The following is a 20,211-nucleotide window of genomic DNA, read 5'->3' on the forward strand; positions in this document are numbered from 1 at the left end:
GGGAATGCGGCCTTATAGCGGGATTGTCGTGTGGCGCAAGGGTTCATGCCAGCCCGCTCACGGCCACAGGGGCTGAGGCGGCGTTTGTTCGATGTCTTGACGCACGCCGATCTCGGATTATCGTTAACCTGTTACATAAAACAATCGGATTCGGGGGTCCGGCATGTGGCAACGTCTTCTGAGCCTCTATCTTGGCCGATTGATCAGGGTGGGGAGCCTGTCGCTCACCTTTCCGGACGGCAGCAGTCAGCGGTTCGGCCCGGAAGGGCCGCAATCCCCGGCGGTCAGCGTTGCGATCCATGACAGCGCCACGCTGCGCGCCCTCGCGTTGAACCCGCATCTGGCACTGGGCGAGGCCTATATGGACCAGACCCTGACCATCGAGAATGATGACCTGCACGGGCTTCTGGAACTGGCGATGCGCAACATCGCGGCGGGGCATGATTCCTGGCTGTCGCGCGCGCAAGAGCGGTTTCGCGATCTGACCCGTGGCATCAGCCAGCGCAATCACGCCCGCCGCTCGAAGCGCAACGTGGCGCATCATTACGACCTCTCGGCCGAGCTTTACGATCTCTTCCTCGATACCGACCGGCAGTATTCCTGCGCCTATTTCCGCACGCCGCAGGACACGCTCGACCAGGCCCAGACGCAGAAAAAGGCCCATATCGCCCGCAAACTGCTGCTCAAGCCGGGGATGTCTGTGCTCGATATCGGCTGCGGCTGGGGCGGAATGGCGCTGACACTGGCGCAAGAGCACGGGGCGAATGTGCTGGGTGTCACGCTGTCCGAAGAACAGCTCAAGATCGCCCGCGCCCGCGCGCAGGCAGCCGGGCTGCAAGACCGGGTGCGGTTCGAGTTGATGGATTACCGCGCCGTGCAGGGGCAGTTCGACAGGATCGTCTCGGTCGGCATGTTCGAGCATGTCGGCGCGCCGAACTTCCAGACCTATTTCAACACGGTGAACCGTCTGCTTGCCGCGGATGGCGTGGCGCTGATCCACACCATCGGACGCTTTACCCCGCCCGGATCAACCAATCCCTGGATCACCAAATATATCTTTCCCGGTGGCTACATCCCCGCGTTGTCTGAAACCGCAGCGGCAATCGAGCGCAGCGGCCTGATCACCACCGATGTCGAGATCTGGCGGCTGCACTATGCCGAAACCCTGCACCATTGGTACACACGCTTTATGGCGCAACGGGACGCGGCGGCGGCGCTTTATGACGAGCGCTTTGTGCGGCTGTGGAAATTCTATCTGGCGGCCTCGGAACAGACGTTTCGCTTTGCCGGTCAGAACGTCTTCCAGATCCAATTGGCACGCGACGTGAAGACCGTGCCGCAGACCCGTGACTATCTCTTGGGCGCACGTACCCCCGATCACCTGCTCGTCTCCTCCACGCGGTAGGCCAGCCGCATGCCGCCCCAGTGCTTGCCGCGCACAAAGATCGGGGCCGAGACGTCCTTCATCATGACGAACTGGCCCTGCCCCATGTCGCGCCGATAGGCTTGCAGGGTGAAGGGGCGCGTGCTCTTGCCCGCCGCCAGCCCGACACGGTCGTCAAAGATACGCCGGTTGCGGCAATGGACAGCGTTCCACACCGGATCACCGGCGCGCTGGCGCTGCGAATATTTGCGATTATGCGTCGGCAGGTAGCCGTTGCGGTCAACCGCGGCGCAAAACACCACCTGCGGCGACAACTGCAACAGCGGCTCCTGGATCGTTGGCAACACCCGGTCCGTCAGCGCAAGCGCGCGGGTCGTCATCTGCGGCGGGTCGCTGCCCGGGACTGGCCGGTAGCGGGTATCGAAGAGGTCTTCGAGCGCAATCGCGCCGGTCGCCACCGCCTGCTCGAAGGCTTCACTCGCGGCGCGCGCAGCGTTCTGAACGGCGCTGACATAGGGCGTATCCACCGTCTCGACCCCGAGCGTGGCAAAGTCCGACGTGAGGTTCTCGGAGGTCGCCACGATCTTGCCAAAGCCGCTGCGCAGCCCCGATATTCCCCTTTCGGCCGTGCCGACACTCTCAGCCATCCGCCGGATGCTCAGATCGACCACGCCGATCGCCCGCGCTGAATCACGGCGCGCCGCCTCGATCTGCTCTTGCTGGGTGTTGACCTCGGTCATCGCGCTGTCGATGGCATCCATCGACTCGGAAAACACCGAAGTTTCGTCGCGAATGCTGATCGTGCGCGCCAGCAAGGCGGCATTGGTCTGCGCAATCCCATCCGCCGAGCCACGCAGGTTCTGCAGCGTCTTGCTGATCGTCGAGGTCGCGGCGGCGGTGCGTTCGGACATCGCCTTCACCTCTTCGGCGACAACCATGAAACCACGCCCCGACTGTCCGGCGCGCGCCGCCTCAACCTGTGCGTTGAGCGCCAGCATGTTGGTGAGTTGCGCCACTTCGGCAATATCCTCAACCGACCGGCGCACACCTTCGATGGCATGCGCCAGCGCGTCGACGCTGTCGCCCATCCCGTCGGCCTCGCGCGTGAGGGTGCGCACCTGATCCATGACGCGCAAGAAGCCCCCGCGCGCCGTATCCAGCCGTTCATGCGCCGCCTCGGTCGCCAGCTTCGCGGTGCGCGTCGCCGATTCGACCGCTGCACTGGCCTCATTCATCCGCGACGCTTCGGAATGGAGACCGTCGAACACGCTGCGCTGCTGCGCCAGTTCGGCCGAGATCGCATCGGCATGGCCATGCGCCTGCGCGATCTGCACGGCCAGATCGCCCGCATCCTCGGCCATCGAGCGGATCACATCGGCGCTGTCGCCATCGACCGCACCCTGCCCCCTGCCCCTGTCGTCTCGCATCATGCACTCCCTTGTACCGACAGCCCCGGACCCGCGCCCCAAAGGCCGGACGATTGCGCCGACCCTTTCGTGACGATATGCCGGGAAAAACCCTAATTGGAGGTTACCATGACCCGTGCTTTCGTGTTCCCCGGCCAAGGGGCCCAGACAATCGGCATGGGCCGCGCGCTGGCCGACGCCTATCCCGCCGCCCGTGCCGTATTCGACGAGGTCGATGCGGCCCTGGGCGAATCGCTGTCGACGCTGATCTGGGACGGCGAGATTGAAACGCTGACCCTGACCGCCAATGCGCAGCCGGCACTGATGGCGACCTCGCTGGCCGCCCTGCGCGCGCTTGAGAGCGAAGGCTTTGCGATCACCGACGCCGCCTTTGTCGCCGGGCACAGCCTGGGCGAATACTCGGCCCTGGCGGCGGCGGGCGCGCTCAGCATCAGCGATACCGCACGCCTGCTGCGCATCCGGGGCACGGCGATGCAGTCGGCCGTGCCGGTGGGCGTGGGGGCGATGGCGGCGTTGCTGGGCCTCGACTTTGCCACCGCAACCGAGGTCGCCGCCGAGGCGGCACAGGGCGACGTCTGCCAGGCCGCCAATGACAACGACCCGGCGCAGGTCGTGGTGTCGGGAAACAAGGCCGCCGTCGAACGCGCCGTCGAGCTGGCCAAGGCGCGCGGTGCCAAGCGCGCGCTGATCCTGCCCGTCTCGGCCCCGTTCCATTGCGCCCTGATGCAGCCCGCCGCCGATGCCATGGCCGAAGCGCTGGCCAGCGTGACGGTGAACACGCCGCGCGTGCCCGTCGTTGCCAACGTCCGTGCCGAGGCTGTCAGCGACCCCGACCAGCTGCGGGCGCTGCTGGTCGAACAGGTGACCGGTTCGGTGCGCTGGCGCGAATCCGTCGCCTGGATGGTCGCGCAAGGGGTGACCGAATTCTGGGAGATCGGCGCGGGCAAGGCCCTGTCTGGGATGATCAAACGGATCGAGCGCGCCAGCGCGACCAAAGCCATCGGAACACCCGAGGACATCGCCGCCCTCAAAGCCTGACGGTTGCGCAGGCAAGGGGGGCCTTCAGCCCCCCTCTTCGCTTTCAGCGAATTCACCCCCCGAGGATATTTTCAGACAGAAAATGGATTCTTAACAAAAGCTTAATGCGCCCATTTTCTGTCTGGAAATATCCTCCAGGAGGGTTCGGGAGGATGGAAAATCCTCCCGAGCGGGTCTGGGCGGCAGCCCAGAGCGGCGCGAGGCCCCTCGATGGGGCCGAGCGCCGCTGCACGCTGGCCGCGCGACCCTGCGCCGCAGTTGCTTATCGTGTGAAGATTTTCGCTTCCTTTTACCAAGACCCCGCGCTACGCCGGGCGTATGAGCACGCTCCCCCTCTCCGATGACCGCCGCGCCAAGCGCAATGTGTGGGTTCTGGTTGCCGCGCAGGCGATTCTGGGCGCGCAGATGCCGATGATTTTCACCACGGCCGGACTGGCCGGGCAGACGCTGGCCCCCAACCCCTGCTGGGCCACGCTGCCGATCACCATGGCGGTGCTGGGGTCGATGCTTTCGGCCACGCCCCTGTCGTCCTTCATGCAACGCCGTGGACGGCGGGCGGGGTTCATTCTGGGCTCGGCCTCAGGGGCGTTCGGGGCGGTTATCGCCGCGCTGGGGTTGCTGAACGGTTCGTTCACGTTGTTCGTGGTCGGCGCGTTGTTCACGGGCGTCTACATGTCCGCGCAGGGGTTCTTCCGTTTTGCAGCGACCGACACCGCTTCGGACGCCTACAAGCCCAAAGCGATCAGCTACGTGATGGCCGGAGGCCTGCTCAGCGCGATCATCGGGCCGCAGCTGGTCAAGGTCACGGCAGAGTCGATGCTGATCCCCTTCCTGGGCACGTATTTCGGCGTGATCGTGCTGAACCTCGTCGGCATGTGGCTGTTTGTTTTTCTCGACATCCCCAAGCCCCCGGTTGCCGTACAGGGCGCTCCGATGGAAGGGCGGTCGCGGTCAGAGCTTTTGCGCGATCCGATCATCGTGGTGGCGATCATCTGCGCGACGGTGGCCTATGCCCTGATGAATCTGGTGATGACCTCGACCCCGCTGGCGGTCGTCGGCTGCGGCTATCAGACCAGCCATGCCGCCGATATCGTCTCGGCCCACGTGCTGGCGATGTATGCGCCTTCGTTCTTCACCGGCCACCTGATTGCGCGGTTTGGTGTGCAGAAGATCATCGCCGCCGGGCTGCTGATTCTGGCCGGAAGCGGCGCGGTGGCGCTGTCGGGGGTCGAGCTGCAACAGTTCTTCATCGCGCTGATCCTGCTGGGCATCGGCTGGAACTTTGCCTTCATCGGCGGCACCACGATGCTGGCGCAGGCGCACAGCAGTGCCGAGCGGGGCCGCATTCAGGGCGTCAACGATGCAATCGTGTTCGGCGGTGTCACGGTGGCGTCGCTCAGCTCGGGGCAATTGATGAACTGCTCGGGCTCCGACGTCGAAACCGGCTGGCAGCTGGTCAATCTGGCCATGCTGCCCTTCCTGGTGCTGGCAGGCGGCGCGCTGATCTGGCTGGCACTGCGCCCGCGCGCTGCGTGATCCGATTCACGCGCGCTGCAGAAAACGCCACACTGCCCGCGAAATCGCCCGGCAGCGCGACAATGATTGACGTCTTTCAACCCTCCTCACGGATCGTTGATTTCCTGTTGACGCATTGTTTTTTTCTGCCTAGCGTTTCTTTCAATAAGTCGGCCAGTCCGACAGGGAGCTAAAAAAAGTCGGAAGGGGTCCAGCTTGCGGGCCCCTTTCGCTTTTTGGCGGATGCCGCGCTCCCTGCCCGGCTCACCGCCCTGACCTGACCGTGAACGCCCCGGTTTTTCCCCTGACTTGCGACGCGGATCATGCTAGGGCCATGCCAACGCCCCGCACTGAAGGAAGCTTCCATGATGTTCCGTTCTGCCCTGGTTTCGGGCCTTGTCAGCGCCACGCTGCTGGCCGCGCCGATGGCTTTCGCCCAAGAGACCGCCCCGGCCCCGGCCGCTGATGCGGCCACCCCGACCGCGCCCGCACCTGAAGCGGCGGGCCCGGTTCTGGCGGCCACCTTCCGCGACTGGCAGATCATCTGTTCGCCCGAGGTCGCCGGTCAGCCGCAGACCTGCGAGATGTACCAGCTGCTGCTCGATCCCTCGAACGCACCGATCGCCGAGCTCAGCATCGCCGCCCTGCCGCTGGGTGCCGAATTCGCCGCCGGCGCGACCGTGACCACGCCGCTGGAAACCTTCCTGCCCACGGGCCTGGGCTTTCGCATCGGTCAGGAAGAAAACATGCGCGTTGAGGGCTTTCGCGTCTGCACCGTGGTCGGTTGCGTCGTGCGCATGGGCCTGTCCCCGGACGAGATCACCCGCATGAAAGCGGGCAGCAACGCCACGGTCACCATCGCGCCGTTCGTGGCCATCGACCAGCCGGTCGAGATCAACGTCTCGCTGGCCGGGTTCACCGCTGCTTATGACGATCTGCAAACGCGTCTTGCCGCCGCTGCGGCCGCCGCGCGCGCCAACCCCTGAACGGCCTGCGCCGGGCCTTCAGGCCCTGCGCACCGCCAGACAGGCGTTCATACCGCCGAACGCAAACGCATTGCTCAGCGCCGCGCCCACCTTGGCGCGGCGCGCTACGTTGGGAACAACGTCCAGGCCCAGCACCTCGGGATCTTCGCGCTGCCAGCCCACGGTCGGGGCGATGACGCCATCGCCCAACGCCATCAGCACCGCCAGCATCTCGACCGCGCCCGCAGCGCCCAGCAGGTGGCCGTGCATCGACTTGGTCGCGCTGACCGGCGGCGGCGCATCAAACACCGTACGAATCGCCAGCGCCTCGGAGCGGTCATTCACGGCGGTCGCGGTGCCATGGGCGTTGATGTAGCCCACATCCTCGGGGTTCAGCCCTGCATCCCCCAGCGCGCCGCGCATCGCGCGCACGGCACCATCCGGGTCCGGCAGCACGATGTCCGCCGCATCCGAGGTCATCGCAAAACCGACCATCTCGCCCAGAATGGTCGCGCCACGGTTCACCGCGCGCTCCCAATCCTCGAACACAAAGACCGCCGCCCCCTCGCCCAGCACCATGCCATTGCGGCTGGCGCAGAACGGGCGGCAGCCGTCAGGGGACATGACGCGCAGCCCCTCCCAGGCCTTGAGCCCGCCGAAACACAGCGCCGCATCCGAGCCGCCGGTCAGCATCACCGGTGCCGCCCCCGAGCGCACCATCTGAAACGCCAGCCCCATCGCGTGATTGGACGAGGCACAGGCGGTCGACACGGTAAACGCCGGACCCTTCAGCCCGTGCCGCATCGCCAGATGCGAGGCCGCCGCGCTGTGCATCAGGCGCGGGATGGTGAAGGGATGCACCCGATTCTTGCCCTGCGCATGCACCGCGCGGTAGCTGTCATCCATCGTGGTCTGCCCGCCGACGCCGGTGCCCATCACCACACCCGCGCGCAGGGTTTCTTCGTCGCTCAGGTCCAGCCCGGCTTGCGCCACGGCCTGCCGCCCGGCCTCGCAGGCGAACTGCACGGCGCGGTCATAAAGCGCCATTTCCTGCCGGGCGAAATGTGCGGCCCCGTCCCAGTCCTTGATTTGCGCGCCGATGCGCACCGTCAGGCGGTCGATTTCCTCAAAGTCCATCGGGCCAATAGCCACCCGGCCCGCTGCCAGAGCGGCCCAGGTTGTCGTCACATCGGGCCCCAGCGCGTTGACGGTTCCGGCTCCGGTAATAGCAACGCGCCTGCCCATGCCTCAGCCCCGCCGCGAACGCAGCAGCTGTTCGACTGCTGCGCAGACCGACCCCACAGTGCGCAGATCCAGGGTCTCGGCCCCGGCGTCTGACTCATTGGCGTTGAAAGGCACCATCACGTCAAATTCCTCTTCAATGGCAAAGATGATCTCGGCCATGCCGAGGCTGTCGATGCCCAACCCGTCAAGTGTCATGTCCAGCGTCAGGCCCGAGGGTTCGCGCAGCGCCTGCGCGGCAAGAATTCCGATCACCCGGCCTTGAAGGTCATCACTTGCGGTCAAGAACGTACCGTCCATCCTGTCATCTCCTGATCAAGGGTCGCCGTCGCGACCCTTCTCCACGAGGTTCTTGACAGTTTTCTGAAGGTCCGCGATTTGCGCAAGGATTCTTGGCAATCTGCGCTGTGCTTTGTACATTTCCACGTGCTGATCCATCCGAACTGCCGGCGATCCCATCAGAACACGACCGGCGGGCGCGTTCGAGGTGATCAGCGTCCCGGCCCCGGCGACCACGTCATCGCCCACGGTGATGTTGTCCACCACGCCGACCTGACCGCCCAGCACCACCCGGTTGCCGATCCGCGTGGACCCTGCCACGCCGACCTGACCGCACAACAGGCAATCCTCACCGACGATCACGTTGTGACCGACCTGCACGAGGTTGTCGATCTTGCTGCCCCGCCCGATCTGCGTGTCGCGAATCGTGCCCCGGTCGATGGTGGTATTCGCGCCAACCTCGACATCGTCGCCAATCGTCACACCGCCCAGCGAATGAATGCGCAGCCAGGATTGCGGCTTGGTCTGCTCGGGCTTGCCCAGCGTCGCGCGGGCTTCTTCGACGCGCGAGCGTTCCTCGGTCACAAAGCTGAACCCGTCGCCGCCGATCACGCAGCCGGGCTGCGCGATAAAGCGGTCACCGATCTGAACCCGCGCCCCGATCCGGGCGCCCGCCAGCAGCAGCGCATCCGCCCCTATCACCGCCTCGGCCCCCACCGACACGTGCTCGGCGATCCGCGCGCGCGGCCCGATCACCGCATTCGCGCCGATCACCGCGAAGGGGCCAATCGCCGCGCCTTCGCCGATCTCGGCACTGGGGTCGATGGCAGCAAGGGGGCTTAATCCGGGGGTGATTGCGGGAGCGGGATCGAACATCCGCGTCAGCCCGGCCATCGCCAGCCGTCCACGCGGCGCAAAGATCGCGGCTTGCAGGCCCATCGCCTCCCAGTCCGCTCCTTCCCACAGCAGCGCCACACGTGCGCGTCCCTTGGCCAGTCCGTCCGCATAGCGCGGGTCCATGGCCAGAGCGAGATCGAAGGGGGAAGCCGCAGCAGGCTCGGCAGCGCCGGTGACCGTCAGATCGCCGGCACCCTCAAAACGCGCGCCAAGGGCGGCTGCGATCTGCGCTACAGTGTGCGGCATGTCAGGAAACCTCCGGGCGGGCGTCGATTATGACGCCCGCCCGATGTAACGCGCTCAGGCGCCTACTTCCACCCCGGCGCTGACCAGCGCGTCATAAAGGCGCGCATCGCGGCCATAGATGTCGGCGCGGTAGTTCATCTGCCCCGTGACCGAGGTATAGGCGGTGCGGTAAACCAGATGCACCGGAACCGGTTCGAGCAGCGGCACCCGCGTCAGACGCCCGGTGCGCTGGATCGCGTGGTAATAGGTCACCGGATCGGTTTCCTGCCGCGCCAGCAGCGCATAGGCAAAGTCGCGCGGATCGGCCAGACGGACGCAGCCGTGCGAATAGGCCCGCACCCGGTTGCCAAACAGCGAGCGCGACGGGGTGTCGTGCAGATAGATCGCATAGGCGTTGGGGAACATGAACTTCACTTCACCCAGCGCGTTGCCCGGCCCCGGAGGCTGCTGCACGTCGAAGGGGAAGTTGGCGGGCGTATAGGCGGCAAAGTCGATGTATTCGCGCGGCACGACGCGGCCCGAGCCGTCAAGCAGGTTCAGGTGGTTTGCGCCACCCGAGGACAGAGCAGCCCAGTATTCCCCGATGATCGACCGCGGCAGGGTCCAGGTCGGGTTGATGTCCATGTATTCCATCTGGTCGGAAAACTCGGGCGTCTGGTTTGCCCGGGCACCGATAACCGAGCGGGTCTCGAAGGTGACCTGATCGAAATCGACGATGCGCACCACGAAATCGGTCAGGTTGACCCAGATATGGCGATCCCCGCGCGGAATGTTCAGCCAGCGCTCACGCTCCAGCGCCACGGTGATCGAGCGCAGACGCTCTTGCGGCGCGGTGTTGATCGCATCGATCGTGGCGCTGCCGGCGATGCCGTCGGCTTCGATGGCAACGGATTCCTGAAAATCCTGCACCGCGCGCTGCATCTGCCCGTCATAGCTGGCCGTGGCGACGCGGGGCAGGAACCCCATCGCGATCAGCCGGTTGCGCAGCTGCACCACGCTCGCGCCGGTGTCGCCCGGACGCAGGCTGCCTGCCTGCACCTGCGGGCCCCACCCGCCATTGGCGATGGTCTGCTCCAGCTCCAGCTTGGCGCGGAACAGCCGGGCGTATTCGGGCGAGGACGGCGCAAGGTTGCGGATGAAGCTGACCGGCTCGGACGAGATCAGATCGTTCATCAACTGGGTCGGATCGGGGCGCGGCAGTTCGCGGACGATATCCGCGATCAGCTCATGCGGTTCCAGCACGCCCGAATGGATGTCACGCGCGTATTGCAGGAAGGTCATCGAGGCGCGGGCCTCGACCAGACCACGGTCACGCTCGGTCTCAACGGCACCGAAGGCGCCCAGCAGGCCCGGCAGGTCATAGCGCGCAACCGGCAGACCGTGCTCGCCCGCCCGGCTCAGCGCCGAGACCAGCGCGGTGCGGCGCGCGGCATCTTCGGCACGCGTCCAGACAGCCTGATAGCCGTTCTCACGGTAGAAGGCGGCCAGCGCGCGGTTTTCGGCAACCCCTTCGGCAAGGGCCTGACGGAAGGCCGGAAACTGTTGCGCCATGGCCGGCGTCGGCGCGACCACGGCCAGAACGCCCGGCAGGACCCCGCCCATTCCCAGCGTCATCGCGATCAGCGCGGCGCGCAGTCCCGGCGTGTTGCGTCCTGCAATCCCCATCTCAATCTCCGTTCCATTTCAAAATCACCCGTATGTCGCGCGGCAGCGCTCGGGCGTTCACAGAATTGTTCCAATATCGGCGACTCGGGGTCGATTCACAATCACGACACCCCCTGCGAATCCCCGGTGAACGCGCCATATGCGCAACGGGTTCCCCTAAAATTCGCGGCATCGCCTGATTTTACCGGCAAAATGCCCCGCACGGGGCAGTTCCCTCAGCACCAGTCGCCTGAGCTATGAACCGCAACCCTTTGTTAAGAGACAATTTCTGCACCAATTAACCGATTCTCAGCAGATTCTCGCCTATTTTGTCCGCAGCCCCCGCAGCGAGGCGACTCAAGGCTTGGGCCAGACGGTAGGTTGTGGCATAGAAGCATCAGACGAAAAAATATCTTCGTTGCTCACGACCCCACCGACAGTCCGCGCCCAACGCGGCACCCTCTGGGGCGATGAGCATGAAGCAAGGCCAGTAAGGCTACACAAGACACTTGGGATGGGACAGGACAATAATGACCTCCTCGGTTAACACCGGATTTTCTCGGCGTGCACTGCTTGGCATCTTTGCCGCAACCGCCGTTACCGCAGCCCCGACAATGTCCAAGGCATTCGGGTTCAACCGCGGCGCTGGCGACATTCGCCGCCTGCACATGCATTCCGCCCGGACGGGCGAAACGCTCGACACGATCTACTGGGTTGATGGCGACTACATCCCCGAGGTTCTGGACGAAGTGAACCACTTCTTCCGCGACTGGCGCAATGACCGGAACCACCGCATCGACACCCGCACGCTGGATATTCTGGCCGCGGCGCACAACATTCTCGACATCAGCGAACCTTACCTGCTGCTGTCGGGCTACCGCTCGCCCGAAACCAACGCCATGCTCCGCGCCCGTTCCAGCGGTGTTGCGCGCAACTCGCGTCACATGGTCGGTCAGGCCGCCGACGTGCGCCTGAATGGCCGCTCGGTCAGCCAGGTCGCCCGCGCGGCCACGGCCTGCAGCGCCGGGGGCGTCGGTCGCTACTCGCGCTCGAACTTCACGCATATGGATTGCGGCCCGGTCCGCACCTGGGGCGGCTAAGCCCGCCTTTGCCAGCGTCAGCCACGCATGACACCCCCGCAAACCTCCCGGTTGCGGGGGTGTTGCTTTATTCGGCCCGGTTGCGGCCTTGCACAACCGGGGGGCGGACCCCTAAATATGCCGGACCTCTGGATCTTTGGATATGAACAGCATCGACACCGCCTCCTGGCTGACCGCCGGCGCCATCATCGCGCTCCTCGTCCTGTCCGGCTTTTTCTCCGGCAGCGAAACCGCCCTGACCGCCTCGTCGCGCTCCAAACTGCGGGCGCTGGCCGACAAAGGCTCGGCGGGGGCTGAAACCGCGCTGAAAATCACCGAAGACAGCGAACGGCTGATCGGCTCGGTGCTGCTGGGCAACAACCTGGTCAACATCCTGTCGGCCTCGCTGGCCACAGCGCTGTTTACCAAGATATTCGGCGATTCCGGCGTGGCGCTTGCCACGCTGGTGATGACCCTGATGGTCCTCATCTTTGCCGAGGTGCTGCCCAAGACCTACGCCATCACCAACCCCGAGACCGCCGCTTCGCTGGTGTCGGGCCCGATCAAGGTCATCGTGCTGCTGTTCTCGCCGATGGTCACGGCGGTACGCTGGATCGTGCGCGCGATTCTGGCGCTGGTCGGCGTGCGCACCGATCCCGACAGCGCGGTGCTCAGCTATCACGAGGAAATCGCGGGCACGCTGGCGCTGGGGCATTCCGAGGGCACCGTCGACAAGGAAGACCGCGACCGCCTGCTGGGCGCGCTGGATCTGTCGTCGCGCACGGTGGAAGAGGTCATGCTGCACCGTTCGCAGCTGGAAACCGTCAACATCGACGCCTCGCCTGCCGAGATCATCGCGCAAAGCGTGAACTCCCCGCATTCCCGCCTGCCCGCCTGGCGCGACGAGCCGGAGAACATCGTCGGCGTCATCCACGTGCGCGATTTGATGCGCGAAGTGCACCGCGTGGTGTCCGAGGCCGGTGGCGATTTCTCAGCCGTCGCGCAGATCGACATCGCCTCGGTCGCGCGGGCGCCGTATTTCGTGCCCGACACCACGCCGCTGGACGAACAGATGCGCCAGTTCCTGCAACAGCGCCGTCATTTCGGGCTGGTGATCGACGAATACGGCGCGCTTCTGGGGCTGATCACGCTTGAGGATATTCTGGAAGAGATCGTCGGCGAGATCGTCGACGAGCACGACCTGCCCACCGAAGACCCGATCACCCGGCTTGAGTCGGGCGCGATCGAGATCGACGGCGGCATGACGATTCGCGACCTCAACCGCGCGATGGACTGGTCGCTGCCGGATGACGAGGCGAACACGGTGGCCGGGCTGGTCATGCACGAGGCGCAGCTGATCCCTGAGGCGGGACAGGTGTTCCAGTTCCACGGCTTCCGCTTCACCGTGGCCGAGCGTCAGGAAAACCGGCTGACCAAGCTGCGCATCCGCGCGATGTAAGGCGCTGCGTAAGGTGGGGTTAAACCCCACCCTACGTAGGGTGGGATTTCATCCCACCGCCTGCTGACGAAGCTGCGCATCCGGGCGATGTGACCGCGCAGCACGCAAGGGAAGTCCCGGTGCGCTCCCAACCTGCGGTTGACCAGACGCCCCGGGCCATGCAACTCTGAACCCCCGCCTTCGCCCGACGCCGGGCCACGGGGGTTTTCTTTTGTGTCAAAGGCTTCTCATGCGCTTGATCTATGCCCTTGCCGCGGTCGCGGCTCTGTTTGTCACCCCGGTTCAGGCACTCGATTGTGCGGGGGGTCGCTATATCGCCGACGCCGAAATCGCACCAACGGCCGCGATGGGGCGGATCATGCGGGCGACGCAGTTCGCCTGGGACGGCGGGAGCCGCATCATGTTCGCCTGCAACCTGACCAACGGCGGAAGCCACGATTTCGAGCATTACTGGAACATCTACGCCCGTGAGTTCAGCGCCGAATTCGCCGGGCTTTGTCTGATGCTGACCGGGGTCGACGGACGCGCCTGGTATTCCTGCGCCACCGCCACCGCTGTCGAGCGCGCCCGCAACGCGACCCGGGGCTCGCGCGACTTCAGTCTGCGTTTCAGCGAGTGGCAGCCGGGGCTGCGCGCCAACGTCACCCGCTGACCGCGCCCCGCCGGGGACGCTGCCGCGCCGCTTACAACGGCTCGATATCCCCTTCCGCCCGCTGCGCGTGGAAATGGGCGACGAAGCCGTCCAGCGTCCCCGCCGCGATAGCGTCGCGCAGGCCCTGCATAAGATCCTGATAATACTGCAAGTTGTGCCAGGTCAGCAGCATCGAGCCGATGATCTCGTCGGCCCGCACCACATGGTGCAGATAGGCGCGCGAATAGCTGCGGCAGGCGGGGCACCCACAGCCCTCGTCCAGCGGGCGCGGGTCGTCGCGGTGCCTTGCATTGCGCAGATTGACCGCGCCGCGCGGTGTCCAGCCCTGCCCCGTCCGGCCCGAGCGTGACGGCAGCACGCAGTCCATCATGTCCACCCCGCGCTGCACCGCGCCGACGATGTCGTCGGGCTTGCCCACCCCCATCAGATAGCGCGGGCGGTCCTGCGGCAGGTAGCCCGGCGCATAGTCGAGCACGCCGAACATCGCCTCCTGCCCCTCGCCCACGGCCAGCCCGCCGATGGCGTAGCCCTCGAACCCGATATCAACCAATGCCTTGGCGCTTTCCTCGCGCAGCTCTTGCGTCACGCCGCCCTGCATGATGCCGAACAGCGCATGGCCCGGCCGGTCGCCGAACGCCTCGCGTGAGCGCAGGGCCCAGCGCATAGACAACTGCATCGACTCGGCCACCCGTTTGTCATCCGCAGGCAGCGCCGGGCATTCGTCGAAGGCCATGACGATATCCGAGCCCAGCAGCCGCTGGATCTCCATCGAGCGTTCGGGCGAGAGCATGTGTTTCGAGCCGTCGATATGGCTGGAGAACCGAACGCCCTCTTCCGTCAGCTTGCGCAGGCTGGCCAGCGACATCACCTGAAACCCGCCCGAATCGGTCAGAATCGGCCGGTCCCAGTTCATGAACCTGTGCAGCCCGCCCAGCGCCGCGATCCGCTCAGCGGTGGGGCGCAGCATGAGATGATAGGTATTGCCCAGCAGAATATCCGCCCCGGTCGCGCGCACCGATTCCGGCATCATCGCCTTGACCGTCGCTGCCGTGCCGACCGGCATGAAGGCCGGGGTGCGGATGTCGCCACGCGGGGTGTGGATCACGCCGGTCCGTGCCGCGCCATCGGTGGCATTCAGGGTAAAGGAAAACCGCTCGCTCATGGGTGCCCTCTCTTTCAGCACTCGCTTTAGCGTGACAGCACGCATCTTGCCAGTCCAGCCAAGTCACGGCACACTCGCCCTATGAGCGAGAATGTAACGAGTACCTGCACAAACGGCGTGTTGACCCTCACCTTGGGTGGCGGCAAGGCCCATCCCCTGTCCCGCGCGATGATCGCGGCGCTGCACGGCGCTATTTCGGCGGCGCAGCACGACACTCTGGTCCGGGTGATCGTCATCGACGGCCCCGGTTCGATCTTCTGCGCCGGGCACGATCTGAAAGAGATCGCCCGGCACCGCGCGGATGCCGATCAGGGCCGGGCCTATCTGACCGATCTGTTCGACTCCTGCGCCGCGCTGATGCTGGAGATCACCAACAGCAGCCGTCCGGTGATCGCACAGGTCGAAGGGATCGCCACGGCCTCGGGGCTGCAACTGGTCGCCGCCTGCGATCTGGCCATTGCCGCCGACAGCGCGCGCTTCTGCCTGCCGGGGATCACGCGCGGCGGGTTCTGCACCACGCCGGGCGTTGCCGTGGCACGCGCCGTGTCGCGCAAACACCTGATGGAGCTGCTGCTCTCGGGTGAAAACCGCGGCGCGGTCTGGGCGCTCAACGCCGGGTTGGTGAACGAAGTGGTCGCCCCGGATGCGCTGGCTGCCCGTGTGGCCGAGGTCGCGACGCAACTGGCCGCGCGCATCACGCCGGTGTCGCAGGCGGGAATTGCGGCGACCAAGGCGCATCTGGACCTGTCGCTTGCCGACGCCTATGCGCTCGCAACCCGCGAAATGATCGAGCATTTCATGGACGACAGGCTGCAGGCGCAGGATAAAACCTCTCGCTTTGCCGCAGGCTGAACGGCGCGAAAACCGGGCCCGGGTCACAAACTCCCGCGCACCCCTTTACGCATCCATGGCATAATCCTATATCTTCGGTCAGGAATTACAGGAACCGAGAGACGGATGGACGCGTCGCAGAACACCACCCCGGCCGAAGGCAGCCCGCTGATTGCCCCGTCGACCACCGACCACCCGCTTTATGAAGCGGTGGTTGACGCGTGCCGCACGGTCTTTGACCCGGAAATCCCGGTCAATATCTATGACCTCGGTCTGGTCTATACCGTCACCATCGACCCCGAGAGCAAGGTCAAGATCATCATGACCCTGACCGCTCCGGGCTGCCCGGTCGCCGGCGAGATGCCCGGCTGGGTGCAAGACGCGGTGGGCGCAGTGCCCGGCGTGCAGGACGTCGACATCGACATGACCTTTGATCCGCAATGGGGCATGGATATGATGTCGGATGAGGCCCGCCTCGAATTGGGATTCATGTAAGAATTATGTTCGGCATCCCCGGAAAATCCCCCGTCACCCTGACCCCAGCCGCCGAGCGCCACGTCGCCCGGCTGATGGCGTCGCAGGGCAAGATGGGCCTGCGTATCGGCGTCAAGAAAGGCGGCTGCGCGGGCATGGAATACACCATGGACTTCGCCGACGAGATCGCGGCGCATGAAGAGATCGTCGAGCAGGGATCGGCCCGCGTGCTGATCGCGCCGATGGCGCAGATGTTCCTGTTCGGCACCGAGATCGACTATGAGGTCGGGCTGCTGGAAGCGGGCTTCAAGTTCCGCAATCCCAACGTGTCCGAGGCTTGCGGCTGCGGCGAAAGCGTCAAGTTCGACGATGTCGAGACGCTGAAAGCCCGGCTGGACGCGGCGAGCAAAGCCGCCGAGTAACGCCCTTTGCGCGCGCCCGGGGGCCAGCCCCCGGACCCCCGGGATATTTGGGGAGCAAAGAGCGGCGAATTTAGTTCAAATTTTCATGGTATTGCCATGTTCCGGGTGCCACGCCTTGCGCTGCACAGCTGTGGCGGTCGCATAGTCGCGAAAGCCCATGGCCTCATAATACGCCAGCCCTTGCGCATTCTCGGTGCCGATCGAGGCATCGACGCCCGGCAACCCCTCGCGCAGAATGGTCGCGCGCGTCCCCTCGAAAAGCCCGCGCCCGATCCCGCGCCGTGCGGCGTCCGGCGCGATGTGGGTGCCGATGATCCCCCACCCCGGCGTCACGTCATACGGATTGCCCGCACTGGCCCGCTTGAGCGACTGAAAGCCCAGCACCGTGCCACCAGCGTCAACCGCCAGCAGGCACGACAGACGCTCGGGATCGTCGATGTAGTGGGACAGGACATGCCCGACGGTCGCCGGGCGGCTGCGCTGCCCACTGGCGACCAGCGCCTGCAGCACGCGCGCCATCCCCGCCGCATCGGCGGAGATGGCTTGTCTGAGGGTATACCCGGCGCTCATTCCTCGCCGGGAAGGATCCGCACGCCACCCTTGGCCGCCGACGAGGCCAACATCGCATAGGCCTTGAGCGCCGTCGACACTTCACGCTTGCGCGGAGCCGCCGGTTTCCACGGCAGCGGCCCCTTGGCCTCGCGCCGGGCGGCCAGAACCGCGTCATCCACCGCCAGATTGATCGAGCGGTTGGGGATGTCGATCTCGATCCGGTCACCGGTTTCCACCAGACCGATCAGCCCGCCCTCTTCCGCTTCGGGCGAGGCATGGCCGATGGACAGCCCCGAGGTGCCGCCCGAGAAACGCCCGTCGGTCAGCAGCGCGCAGGCTTTGCCCAGACCCTTCGACTTGAGGTAGCTGGTCGGATACAGCATTTCCTGCATCCCCGGCCCGCCGCGCGGCCCCTCGTAGCGGATCACCACCACGTCGCCTTCGACCACCTTGCCGGTCAGGATCGCCGAGACAGCATCGTCCTGCGATTCGTAAACCTTGGCGGTGCCGTTGAACTTCAGGATGGAATCATCCACGCCCGCAGTCTTCACGATGCAGCCATCCAGCGCGATGTTGCCAAACAGCACGGCCAGCCCGCCATCCTTGGAAAACGCATCCTCGACCGAGCGGATCACGCCCGATTTGCGGTCCGAGTCCAGTTCCTTGTAGCGGTTGTCGGTGCTGAACGCCTGCGTGGTGCGCACGCCACCGGGGGCGGCACGGTAGAACTCGTCCACCTTGGGGTCGTTTGCCGTCTTGATGTCCCAGGTCGCAATCGCCTCGGCCATGGTCGCCGAATGCACGGTCGCCACATCGCCATGCAGCAGCCCGCCGCGGTGCATCTCGCCCAGAATGCCCATGATGCCACCGGCGCGGTGGATGTCTTCCATGTGCACATTGGCGACCGACGGCGCGACCTTGCACAGCACCGGCACCTTGCGGCTGAGCCGGTCGATGTCATCCATGGTGAAGTTGACCTTGCCCTCATAGGCGATGGCCAAAAGGTGCAGCACGGTGTTGGTCGACCCGCCCATGGCGATGTCGAGGCTCATCGCGTTCTCGAACGCCTCGAAGGTGGCAACCTCACGCGGCAACAGCCCTGCCTCGTTGCCCTCGTAGTGACGCTTGGTGATGTCGACGATGCGACGACCGGCCTCAAGGAAGATCTCCTTGCGGTCGGCGTGCGTGGCCAGCATCGAGCCGTTGCCGGGCAGGCCCAGACCCATGGCCTCGGCCAGGCAGTTCATCGAGTTGGCGGTGAACATGCCCGAGCACGAACCGCAGGTCGGGCAGGCGTTCTTTTCGAACTCGTCAACCTCGGCGTCGGAATATTTGTCATCGGCCGCGGCGACCATGGCGTCGATCAGGTCAACCGACTTGACCAGATCTCCGATCTGCACCTTGCCGGCCTCCATCGGGCCGCCCGAGACGAAGATCGTCGGGATGTTGAGACGCATGGCGGCCATCATCATACCCGGCGTGATCTTGTCGCAGTTCGAGATACAGACCATCGCATCGGCGCAATGGGCGTTGACCATGTATTCGACGCTGTCGGCGATCAACTCACGCGAGGGCAGCGAATAGAGCATGCCGTCATGGCCCATGGCGATGCCGTCATCGACCGCGATGGTGTTGAATTCCTTCGCGACGCCACCGGCTGCCTCGATCTCGCGGGCGACCATCTGGCCCAGATCCTTGAGGTGCACGTGACCGGGCACGAATTGGGTGAAGCTGTTGACGACGGCGATGATCGGCTTGCCGAAATCGCTGTCGGTCATGCCCGTGGCGCGCCAGAGGCCGCGGGCCCCGGCCATGTTGCGCCCGTGGGTGGATCGCCGGGAACGGTAATGCGGCATGCTGTGGTCCTCATGGCTGTGTCCGGCGCTGAATAGCGCAGATCGGGCGGCTTGGACAAGGAAGGTTGCCACCTGATCGCTTAGAAATCGTGCGTCACCGGGGCGGGATCAAGGGTTAGGGGGGATGCGCGCTTGGCCCCGGGGGGTGCATCGGGTTAACTATGGGCCAGAACAGGGAGACACAGATGAGCCTTCGCAAACTCGCCGCCGGGAACTGGAAAATGAACGGGCGCATGCCCCAGCTGGCCGAAGCCATGGCACTGGCGGGCGCCCACCCGTCACCTTCGGTCGATGTCTTGCTCTGCCCGCCGGCCACCCTGCTGGCCCCGATGGCGCAGGCGATGCTGGGCAGCGCCGTGGCGGTCGGCGGGCAGGATTGCCACGCAGCGGTCAAGGGCGCGCATACCGGCGATATCTCGGCCGAGATGCTGGCGGACGCGGGGGCATCCTATGTGATCCTCGGGCATTCCGAGCGCCGGGCGGACCATGGAGAGACCTCGGACATGGTGGCCGCCAAGGTGCAGGCGGCCTGGGCTGCGGGACTGATCGCGGTGGTCTGTGTCGGGGAAACCGAAGCGCAGCGCGACGCAGGCGAGACCCTGGCGGTGATCGGCGCGCAGCTGGCCGGATCGCTGCCCGAGGGGGCGACGGCCGAGAACACCGTTGTCGCCTATGAACCCGTCTGGGCCATCGGCACCGGCCGCACCCCGACGCCCGAGCAGATCGCCGAAGTGCACGCCTTCCTGCGCGACAAGGCCCCCGATGCCGGTATCCGGCTGCTCTATGGCGGCTCGGTCAACCCCGGCAACGCCGCAACGATCTTCGCGCTGCCCAATGTCGAGGGCGCGCTGGTTGGCGGGGCCTCGCTGAAAGCGGCGGATTTCGGCCAGATCGTCAGCGCGCTGGAAGCGGCGTGAAAAGAAGGGGGGCTGTCGGCCCCCCTCTTCGGCTAACGCCGAATTCACCCCCCGAGGATATTTAGGGACAGATGATGGGCGCGGTTAACGATGTGTTAACGCCCCTCTTTGCTCTATAAATATCCCGGGGGGTGATCGGCGTCTCGGAAACGCGCCGGTGGCGCGTTTCA

General features: G+C 65.5%; 19 protein-coding genes. 11 read left to right on the forward strand and 8 right to left on the reverse strand.

Going from position 1 to position 20,211, the window contains the following annotated elements:
* Positions 1–163: 163 nt before the first annotated feature.
* Positions 164–1,405 carry an SAM-dependent methyltransferase gene (locus tag EAE28_RS05010; RefSeq protein WP_127104743.1) on the forward strand — a complete coding sequence of 414 codons (1,242 nt, stop codon included), beginning with the start codon at positions 164–166 and terminating at the stop codon, positions 1,403–1,405.
* Here the strand turns inward: EAE28_RS05010 and EAE28_RS05015 are convergent.
* Entirely contained in the window at positions 1,378–2,811 is a 1,434-nt protein-coding gene (locus EAE28_RS05015) for a methyl-accepting chemotaxis protein (protein ID WP_164736551.1), read from the reverse strand. The two genes, EAE28_RS05010 and EAE28_RS05015, sit on opposite strands and share 28 nt — an antisense overlap.
* A gap of 108 nt (positions 2,812–2,919) precedes the next feature.
* Here EAE28_RS05015 and fabD point away from each other — a divergent pair, with 108 nt between their 5' ends.
* The 3 genes from fabD to EAE28_RS05030 all read left to right on the forward strand — a co-directional run bounded on the left by fabD (position 2,920) and on the right by EAE28_RS05030 (position 6,350).
* Complete coding sequence (gene fabD / locus EAE28_RS05020) at positions 2,920–3,849, forward strand: ACP S-malonyltransferase (protein WP_127104745.1); 930 nt, start codon at positions 2,920–2,922, stop codon at positions 3,847–3,849.
* A 318-nt stretch (positions 3,850–4,167) separates the two neighbouring features.
* A complete protein-coding gene (locus EAE28_RS05025; protein WP_127104746.1) occupies positions 4,168–5,385 on the forward strand; it encodes an MFS transporter in 1,218 nt (405 codons plus the stop codon).
* A 347-nt stretch (positions 5,386–5,732) separates the two neighbouring features.
* On the forward strand, positions 5,733–6,350 hold the full coding sequence (locus tag EAE28_RS05030; protein WP_164736552.1) for an invasion associated locus B family protein: 618 nt from the start codon (positions 5,733–5,735) through the stop codon (positions 6,348–6,350).
* A gap of 18 nt (positions 6,351–6,368) precedes the next feature.
* Here the strand turns inward: EAE28_RS05030 and EAE28_RS05035 are convergent, their stop codons facing one another.
* Genes EAE28_RS05035 through EAE28_RS05050 form a run of 4 tightly spaced genes read right to left on the reverse strand, consistent with a single transcriptional unit; the run spans position 6,369 to position 10,658 of the window.
* Complete coding sequence (locus tag EAE28_RS05035; RefSeq protein WP_127104748.1) at positions 6,369–7,574, reverse strand: beta-ketoacyl-[acyl-carrier-protein] synthase family protein; 1,206 nt, start codon at positions 7,572–7,574, stop codon at positions 6,369–6,371.
* 3 nt (positions 7,575–7,577) lie between these two features.
* Positions 7,578–7,871 carry an acyl carrier protein gene (locus EAE28_RS05040; protein WP_127104749.1) on the reverse strand — a complete coding sequence of 98 codons (294 nt, stop codon included), beginning with the start codon at positions 7,869–7,871 and terminating at the stop codon, positions 7,578–7,580.
* Positions 7,872–7,886: 15 nt separating this feature from the next.
* Positions 7,887–8,993: a UDP-3-O-(3-hydroxymyristoyl)glucosamine N-acyltransferase gene (locus tag EAE28_RS05045; protein ID WP_127104750.1), complete on the reverse strand. Its 1,107-nt coding sequence runs from the start codon at positions 8,991–8,993 to the stop codon at positions 7,887–7,889.
* Positions 8,994–9,047: 54 nt separating this feature from the next.
* Positions 9,048–10,658, reverse strand: a complete 1,611-nt coding sequence (locus tag EAE28_RS05050; RefSeq protein ID WP_127104751.1) for a L,D-transpeptidase family protein — start codon at positions 10,656–10,658, stop codon at positions 9,048–9,050.
* A 509-nt stretch (positions 10,659–11,167) separates the two neighbouring features.
* Between EAE28_RS05050 and mepK the strand changes: the two genes are divergently transcribed.
* The 3 genes from mepK to EAE28_RS05065 all read left to right on the forward strand — a co-directional run bounded on the left by mepK (position 11,168) and on the right by EAE28_RS05065 (position 13,827).
* Positions 11,168–11,737: a peptidoglycan L,D-endopeptidase MepK gene (gene mepK, locus EAE28_RS05055; RefSeq protein ID WP_127104752.1), complete on the forward strand. Its 570-nt coding sequence runs from the start codon at positions 11,168–11,170 to the stop codon at positions 11,735–11,737.
* A gap of 142 nt (positions 11,738–11,879) precedes the next feature.
* A complete protein-coding gene (locus EAE28_RS05060) occupies positions 11,880–13,175 on the forward strand; it encodes an HlyC/CorC family transporter (RefSeq protein ID WP_181954479.1) in 1,296 nt (431 codons plus the stop codon).
* Between the two features lie 229 nt (positions 13,176–13,404).
* Entirely contained in the window at positions 13,405–13,827 is a 423-nt protein-coding gene (locus EAE28_RS05065; RefSeq protein WP_127104754.1) for a hypothetical protein, read from the forward strand.
* A gap of 31 nt (positions 13,828–13,858) precedes the next feature.
* On the opposite strand, the gene tgt is transcribed toward EAE28_RS05065, so the two are convergent.
* A complete protein-coding gene (gene tgt, locus EAE28_RS05070; RefSeq protein ID WP_127104755.1) occupies positions 13,859–14,989 on the reverse strand; it encodes a tRNA guanosine(34) transglycosylase Tgt in 1,131 nt (376 codons plus the stop codon).
* Between the two features lie 117 nt (positions 14,990–15,106).
* On the opposite strand from tgt, the gene EAE28_RS05075 reads away from it, so the two are divergent.
* From EAE28_RS05075 to EAE28_RS05085, 3 genes are all read left to right on the forward strand, one after another.
* On the forward strand, positions 15,107–15,841 hold the full coding sequence (locus EAE28_RS05075; protein ID WP_246022279.1) for an enoyl-CoA hydratase-related protein: 735 nt from the start codon (positions 15,107–15,109) through the stop codon (positions 15,839–15,841).
* Positions 15,842–15,946: 105 nt separating this feature from the next.
* A complete protein-coding gene (locus EAE28_RS05080; RefSeq protein WP_127104757.1) occupies positions 15,947–16,315 on the forward strand; it encodes an SUF system Fe-S cluster assembly protein in 369 nt (122 codons plus the stop codon).
* 5 nt (positions 16,316–16,320) lie between these two features.
* On the forward strand, positions 16,321–16,716 hold the full coding sequence (locus tag EAE28_RS05085; protein WP_127104758.1) for a HesB/IscA family protein: 396 nt from the start codon (positions 16,321–16,323) through the stop codon (positions 16,714–16,716).
* Between the two features lie 75 nt (positions 16,717–16,791).
* On the opposite strand, the gene EAE28_RS05090 is transcribed toward EAE28_RS05085, so the two are convergent.
* Together EAE28_RS05090 and ilvD are read right to left on the reverse strand one after the other, a co-directional pair.
* Positions 16,792–17,286, reverse strand: a complete 495-nt coding sequence (locus EAE28_RS05090; protein WP_127104759.1) for a GNAT family N-acetyltransferase — start codon at positions 17,284–17,286, stop codon at positions 16,792–16,794.
* On the reverse strand, positions 17,283–19,124 hold the full coding sequence (gene ilvD / locus EAE28_RS05095) for a dihydroxy-acid dehydratase (protein WP_127104760.1): 1,842 nt from the start codon (positions 19,122–19,124) through the stop codon (positions 17,283–17,285). Before ilvD ends, EAE28_RS05090 begins: the two co-directional genes overlap by 4 nt.
* A gap of 185 nt (positions 19,125–19,309) precedes the next feature.
* Here ilvD and tpiA point away from each other — a divergent pair, with 185 nt between their 5' ends.
* Positions 19,310–20,041 (forward strand): triose-phosphate isomerase, encoded by a 732-nt coding sequence (gene tpiA / locus EAE28_RS05100; RefSeq protein ID WP_127104761.1) that lies wholly within the window; start codon positions 19,310–19,312, stop codon positions 20,039–20,041.
* The last annotated feature ends 170 nt before the right edge of the window (positions 20,042–20,211 follow it).

Source organism: Pararhodobacter zhoushanensis, from assembly GCF_003990445.1.
In the GTDB taxonomy this organism is placed as follows: Bacteria; Pseudomonadota; Alphaproteobacteria; order Rhodobacterales; family Rhodobacteraceae; genus Pararhodobacter; species Pararhodobacter zhoushanensis.

Excerpts from the sequence above, each read along its gene's own strand:
- EAE28_RS05065 (WP_127104754.1), top strand. The coding sequence starts at position 13,405 with ATGCGCTTGATCTATGCCCTTGCCGCGGTCGCGGCTCTGTTTGTCACC.
- EAE28_RS05050 (WP_127104751.1), bottom strand. The coding sequence starts at position 10,658 with ATGGGGATTGCAGGACGCAACACGCCGGGACTGCGCGCCGCGCTGATC.
- EAE28_RS05040 (WP_127104749.1), bottom strand. The coding sequence starts at position 7,871 with ATGGACGGTACGTTCTTGACCGCAAGTGATGACCTTCAAGGCCGGGTG.
- tgt (WP_127104755.1), bottom strand. The coding sequence starts at position 14,989 with ATGAGCGAGCGGTTTTCCTTTACCCTGAATGCCACCGATGGCGCGGCA.
- mepK (WP_127104752.1), top strand. The coding sequence starts at position 11,168 with ATGACCTCCTCGGTTAACACCGGATTTTCTCGGCGTGCACTGCTTGGC.
- tpiA (WP_127104761.1), top strand. The coding sequence starts at position 19,310 with ATGAGCCTTCGCAAACTCGCCGCCGGGAACTGGAAAATGAACGGGCGC.
- EAE28_RS05030 (WP_164736552.1), top strand. The coding sequence starts at position 5,733 with ATGTTCCGTTCTGCCCTGGTTTCGGGCCTTGTCAGCGCCACGCTGCTG.
- EAE28_RS05090 (WP_127104759.1), bottom strand. The coding sequence starts at position 17,286 with ATGAGCGCCGGGTATACCCTCAGACAAGCCATCTCCGCCGATGCGGCG.
- fabD (WP_127104745.1), top strand. The coding sequence starts at position 2,920 with ATGACCCGTGCTTTCGTGTTCCCCGGCCAAGGGGCCCAGACAATCGGC.
- EAE28_RS05085 (WP_127104758.1), top strand. The coding sequence starts at position 16,321 with ATGTTCGGCATCCCCGGAAAATCCCCCGTCACCCTGACCCCAGCCGCC.
- EAE28_RS05025 (WP_127104746.1), top strand. The coding sequence starts at position 4,168 with ATGAGCACGCTCCCCCTCTCCGATGACCGCCGCGCCAAGCGCAATGTG.
- EAE28_RS05060 (WP_181954479.1), top strand. The coding sequence starts at position 11,880 with ATGAACAGCATCGACACCGCCTCCTGGCTGACCGCCGGCGCCATCATC.
- ilvD (WP_127104760.1), bottom strand. The coding sequence starts at position 19,124 with ATGCCGCATTACCGTTCCCGGCGATCCACCCACGGGCGCAACATGGCC.
- EAE28_RS05035 (WP_127104748.1), bottom strand. The coding sequence starts at position 7,574 with ATGGGCAGGCGCGTTGCTATTACCGGAGCCGGAACCGTCAACGCGCTG.
- EAE28_RS05015 (WP_164736551.1), bottom strand. The coding sequence starts at position 2,811 with ATGCGAGACGACAGGGGCAGGGGGCAGGGTGCGGTCGATGGCGACAGC.
- EAE28_RS05045 (WP_127104750.1), bottom strand. The coding sequence starts at position 8,993 with ATGCCGCACACTGTAGCGCAGATCGCAGCCGCCCTTGGCGCGCGTTTT.
- EAE28_RS05010 (WP_127104743.1), top strand. The coding sequence starts at position 164 with ATGTGGCAACGTCTTCTGAGCCTCTATCTTGGCCGATTGATCAGGGTG.
- EAE28_RS05080 (WP_127104757.1), top strand. The coding sequence starts at position 15,947 with ATGGACGCGTCGCAGAACACCACCCCGGCCGAAGGCAGCCCGCTGATT.